The organism is Streptomyces sp. WELS2 (assembly GCF_013870595.1).
Classification (GTDB): domain Bacteria; phylum Actinomycetota; class Actinomycetes; order Streptomycetales; family Streptomycetaceae; genus Streptomyces.
The window spans coordinates 1-4,515 of the sequence record NZ_JACBWZ010000525.1 but is presented as its reverse complement, the minus strand read 5'-3'; the positions used below and the strand labels follow the sequence as shown (position 1 = coordinate 4,515).

5 protein-coding genes are annotated in these 4,515 nt (G+C 71.7%); 3 read left to right on the top strand and 2 right to left on the bottom strand.

Going from position 1 to position 4,515, the window contains the following annotated elements; translation table 11 throughout:
* A partial coding sequence (locus tag H5J33_RS24790; RefSeq protein ID WP_181797093.1) for a SigE family RNA polymerase sigma factor occupies positions 1-404 on the bottom strand: 404 nt, incomplete at its 3' end.
* A 283-nt stretch (positions 405-687) separates the two neighbouring features.
* Between H5J33_RS24790 and ctaD the strand changes: the two genes are divergently transcribed.
* Entirely contained in the window at positions 688-2,409 is a 1,722-nt protein-coding gene (gene ctaD / locus H5J33_RS24785; protein WP_181797092.1) for a cytochrome c oxidase subunit I, read from the top strand.
* Positions 2,406-2,756 carry a cytochrome C oxidase subunit I gene (locus H5J33_RS24780; RefSeq protein ID WP_181797091.1) on the top strand — a complete coding sequence of 117 codons (351 nt, stop codon included), beginning with the start codon at positions 2,406-2,408 and terminating at the stop codon, positions 2,754-2,756. The genes ctaD and H5J33_RS24780 overlap by 4 nt, the downstream gene beginning before the upstream one ends.
* Positions 2,757-2,784: 28 nt before the next feature.
* Here H5J33_RS24780 and H5J33_RS24775 read toward each other — a convergent pair whose 3' ends face one another.
* Positions 2,785-3,780: a L,D-transpeptidase gene (locus tag H5J33_RS24775; RefSeq protein WP_181797090.1), complete on the bottom strand. Its 996-nt coding sequence runs from the start codon at positions 3,778-3,780 to the stop codon at positions 2,785-2,787.
* Between the two features lie 141 nt (positions 3,781-3,921).
* On the opposite strand from H5J33_RS24775, the gene H5J33_RS24770 reads away from it, so the two are divergent.
* Positions 3,922-4,440, top strand: a complete 519-nt coding sequence (locus H5J33_RS24770; RefSeq protein ID WP_181797089.1) for a SigE family RNA polymerase sigma factor — start codon at positions 3,922-3,924, stop codon at positions 4,438-4,440.
* Positions 4,441-4,515 lie beyond the last annotated feature (75 nt).

Genomic DNA, 4,515 nt, shown 5'->3' with positions numbered 1-4,515 from the left:
CGCAGCGCCTGCGCGGTGTCCTCCACCGAGCGGTCCTCCCAGTAGCGCAGCACCAGCACCGCGCGGTCCCGGGCCGTCAGCCGCGCCAGCCCGTCCAGCAGGGCCATCCGCAGCTCGGCGTCCGGCGCCGGTCCGGCCGTGTCGGGCATCAGCTCGCTGGGGCGCTCGGTGGAGCTGCGGCGCCGGCGCTGCGAGACGAAGGTGCGCACCAGCACGGTGTCGGCGTAGGCCACCGGCGACTGGGCGCGGTTGATCCGCCGCCACGAGCGGTACATCTTCGCGAGGGTCTCCTGGACCAGGTCCTCGGCGAGGTGCCAGTCGCCCGTGAGCAGACAGGCCGTCCTGAACAGCGGCCCGCTGCGGGCGACAGCGAACTCCAGGTAGTCCGCGGGTGCTTCCCTCACCGTGTGTGTCCTCTCGTGGCCGGCGTCATCTCTTACACGCGGTGGGGGCACGCGCGCGTTACACCCGGCACGCGTCCGGTTCCGCCACCGGCTCCCCGGCGCCGGGACCCGGCCCGCCGGGGAGCCGTCGTCCGGTGCGCTGCTGCGTTCGGGTGTATCGCTCACCCGGACGGCCGCACACCGGCCGCTCCGGGACCCCCCGGGACGCGCCCGGCCGGTGAGGATGGCGGGTGGACCGCCGTCACGGCACGGGCGGACGCGAGCATCGGGAGACGGACGAGTTGTGAGCATCCTGAACGAACCCCAGGGCGGAGGCGCGGCGGCCGAGGACTCGTACGAGAACGAGCTGCCGGTCCGGCGCAAGCAGCCCGGCAATGTCGTGGTGAAGTGGCTGACCACCACCGACCACAAGACGATCGGCACCCTGTATCTGACGACGTCGTTCGCGTTCTTCCTGTTCGGCGGGGTGATGGCGCTGCTCATGCGCGCCGAGCTGGCCCGTCCGGGCCTGCAGATCATCTCCAACGAGCAGTTCAACCAGATGTTCACGATGCACGGCACCGTGATGCTGCTGATGTTCGCCACCCCGCTGTTCGCCGGGTTCACCAACTGGATCATGCCGCTCCAGATCGGCGCGCCCGACGTGGCCTTCCCCCGGCTGAACATGTTCGCCTACTGGCTCTACCTGTTCGGCTCGCTCATCGCGGTCGGCGGCTTCCTCACCGCGAACGGCGCCGCCGACTTCGGCTGGTTCGCCTACTCCCCGCTGTCGGACGCCACCCGCACCCCCGGGCTCGGCGGGAACCTGTGGATCCTGGGCCTCGCCTTCTCCGGCTTCGGCACGATCCTCGGCGCCGTCAACTTCATCACCACGATCATCTGCATGCGCGCCCCCGGCATGACCATGTTCCGCATGCCGATCTTCACCTGGAACGTGCTGCTGACCGGTGTGCTGGTCCTGCTGGCCTTCCCGGTGCTGGCGGCCGCCCTGTTCGCGCTGGCGGCGGACCGCATCTTCGGCGCCCACGTCTACGACCCGGCCAACGGCGGGCCCCTGCTGTGGCAGCACCTGTTCTGGTTCTTCGGGCATCCCGAGGTCTACATCATCGCCCTGCCGTTCTTCGGGATCGTCACCGAGGTCATCCCGGTCTTCGCCCGCAAGCCGATCTTCGGCTACATGGGCCTGGTCGCCGCGACGATCGCCATCGCCGGTCTGTCGGTCACGGTGTGGGCCCACCACATGTACGTCACCGGCGGGGTGCTGCTGCCCTTCTTCTCCTTCATGACCTTCCTGATCGCCGTGCCGACCGGGGTGAAGTTCTTCAACTGGATCGGCACGATGTGGAAGGGCTCGCTCTCCTTCGAGACGCCGATGCTGTGGGCGGCCGGCTTCCTCGTGACGTTCCTCTTCGGCGGGCTGACCGGCGTCATCCTCGCCTCGCCGCCGATGGACTTCCACGTCTCGGACACGTACTTCGTCGTCGCCCACTTCCACTACGTGGTCTTCGGCACGGTCGTCTTCGCGATGTTCGCCGGATTCCACTTCTGGTGGCCGAAGTTCACCGGCAAGATGCTCGACGAACGCCTGGGCAAGATCACTTTCTGGACCCTGTTCGTCGGCTTCCACGGCACCTTCCTGGTCCAGCACTGGCTGGGCGCCGAGGGCATGCCGCGCCGCTACGCCGACTACCTGGCCTCCGACGGCTTCACCGCGCTGAACACGCTGTCGTCCATCAGCTCCTTCCTGCTGGGCCTGTCGATGCTGCCGTTCCTCTACAACGTGTGGAAGACCGCGCGGTTCGGCACCCCGGTCGGTGTGGACGACCCGTGGGGCTTCGGCCGCTCCCTGGAGTGGGCCACCTCCTGCCCGCCGCCGCGGCACAACTTCGTCACCCTGCCCCGCATCCGCAGCGAATCCCCGGCCTTCGACCTGCACCACCCGGACATCGCGGCGCGGGAGCAGGAGGGCTACGAGATCGCCACCGGCGACCGGCCGCGCGGATGAGCGGCCTGCGCGGGCGGGGACCGGGGGCGGGCGGCGACCTCGGCAACGAGGTCGAGGGCTACCTGCTGTGGCAGGCCAGGGTGGCGGAGGCGGAGCAGCGCGCCCGCGAGTTCACCGGCACCCTGGACTGGCTGACGACGGCCCAGCGCGAGGAGGTCGAGCGGCAGTACACCGCCGACAGCCTGCGCCGGGCCCGCGCCGACCTGGAGCGCGTCGCGGCCCGGTGCGTGTCGCTGCGGGCCGAGTACGAGCACCGCTACCAGGAGCTGCGGCGGCGCTGCCTGGCCGTGGTGCTCGCGGTGTGCGCGGGCTGCACCGCGCTGACCGCGCTGCTGCTCGCCCTGTGACCCCGCCGCCCCCCGGCGTATCGATTCCTCATCGCCCGCCGTCGCCGTGCCGGGTCGCGCTGTGGGCCAGCCACTGGGACCAGGTGAGGTTCCAGTCGCCGTAGCCGTTGCCGGCCTCGACCGTGTCCTTGGAGCCGGTGACGCGGATGACATCACCGGGGATCACCCGCCGGTAGAAGCGTTCGGCGGTGCCGTCGGTGGCGAGTCCGACACAGCCGTGGGTGACGTTGGCCCGGCCGGCGTAGGTGTTCGCGTTGGGGTTCTGGTGGACGTAGGTGCCGGACGTAGTGGTGTGCACGGCCCAGGCGTAGTAGCCGTGGTAGGCGTCGCCGAGGCCGACGGTCCGGGAGTCCATGTAGACCTTGGGCTGCTTGTCCATCACCACCATCGTGCCGTTCCAGGTGTCCAGGCCGGGGCGGCCGGCGGTGACCGGGATCCGGGTGGCGGGCCTGCCGTCCTCCTCGACCGTCATCGTGTGGGTGCGCACGTCGACGGTCGCGGTCAGGGAACGGCCGATGGAGAAGTGCCGTACGGCGTGGCCGCCGACACGCAGGGTGACGCGGGTGCCGGGCTTCCAGTAGGCGGGCGGGCGGTAGTCGACGCGCTGCCCGTCGAGCAGGTTGCGGTCCTTGACCCAGCTCCAGGCGCCCGAGACGGCGGGCCGGGTGCCGACGCCGAGCCAGTGCTCGACCGCGGCCCGCTCGGAACGCGGCACCGGGCGCGGGAAGGTGACGGATATCGGCATGCCCACACCCACGGTGGCCCCCTCGCCGACGTTGACCTTCGCGTCGGCGAGCGCGGCCGGTTCGGGGACGGCGGGCGCGGCCGGCTCGGGCGCGGCGGAGGAGCGCGCGGCGGCCGGGGCGGCCGGCTCGGTGGCGGCCGTGGAGGCGGTGGCCGCGCAGCCGGTCGCCGCGAGCAGCAGCGCGCAGGCCGCCGCGAGGGCACCGGCGACGGCTTTCGGACGGCGCGGCCGGGCTGACGGGTCGTGCGGGATACGTGAGCGATGCGCGTGCGTGGACACGGAAGTTCCCCCCTGGGATGCGTACGGACATGGTCTCTACGCACGGCGCGGCGCCCCGGTTGCATCGGGACGGGGAGGATTTCCCGGCCCCGCACGCGCCGTAGGATCGCCTCTTCGGACGGGGAGCACGGGGGGCCGGGGATGACGGAGGAGGAGTTCGACGCCTTCTACACGGCCGCCTTCCCCCGTCTGGTGGGGCAGCTGTACGCCTTCACCGGTGACCACGCCGAGGCACAGGACGTCGTGCAGGAGGCGTTCGTACGCGCCTGGGACCGGCGGATGTCCTTCGACGCGGCCGAGGCGCCGGAGGCGTGGATCCGCACGGTGGCCACCCGGCTCGCGGTCAGCCGGTTCCGGCGCGCCCGGCGCTGGCTGGAACTCGTCCGCAAGGACACCCCCCGGGACCAGGTCCCGGGGCCCGGACCGGAACACGTCGCCCTGGTCGCCGCGCTGCGCACCCTGCCCCCGGCGCAACGGCTGGCCGTCGTCCTGTACCACGTGTGCGACCTGAGCGTGGAGCAGATCGCCGCGGAGACCGGCGCACCCGTCGGCACGGTCAAGGCGCGACTGGCCCGGGGCCGCGCCGCGCTCGCCCGCCAACTGTCGCCCGAGGAGGCCGAGACCATGACCGGGACGAAGGAGGCCACGCATGCCCCATGACCCGACGGGCCCGGCCGCGCCCGGGTCTCAACATCATGGGCCTGCACAGCCCGACCTCGGCCATCTCCTCCGCGA

What these genes read in the sequence shown, in the direction of transcription:
- H5J33_RS24780 (WP_181797091.1), top strand. Translation starts at nt 2,406, where the DNA reads ATGAGCGGCCTGCGCGGGCGGGGACCGGGGGCGGGCGGCGACCTCGGC.
- H5J33_RS24770 (WP_181797089.1), top strand. Translation starts at nt 3,922, where the DNA reads ATGACGGAGGAGGAGTTCGACGCCTTCTACACGGCCGCCTTCCCCCGT.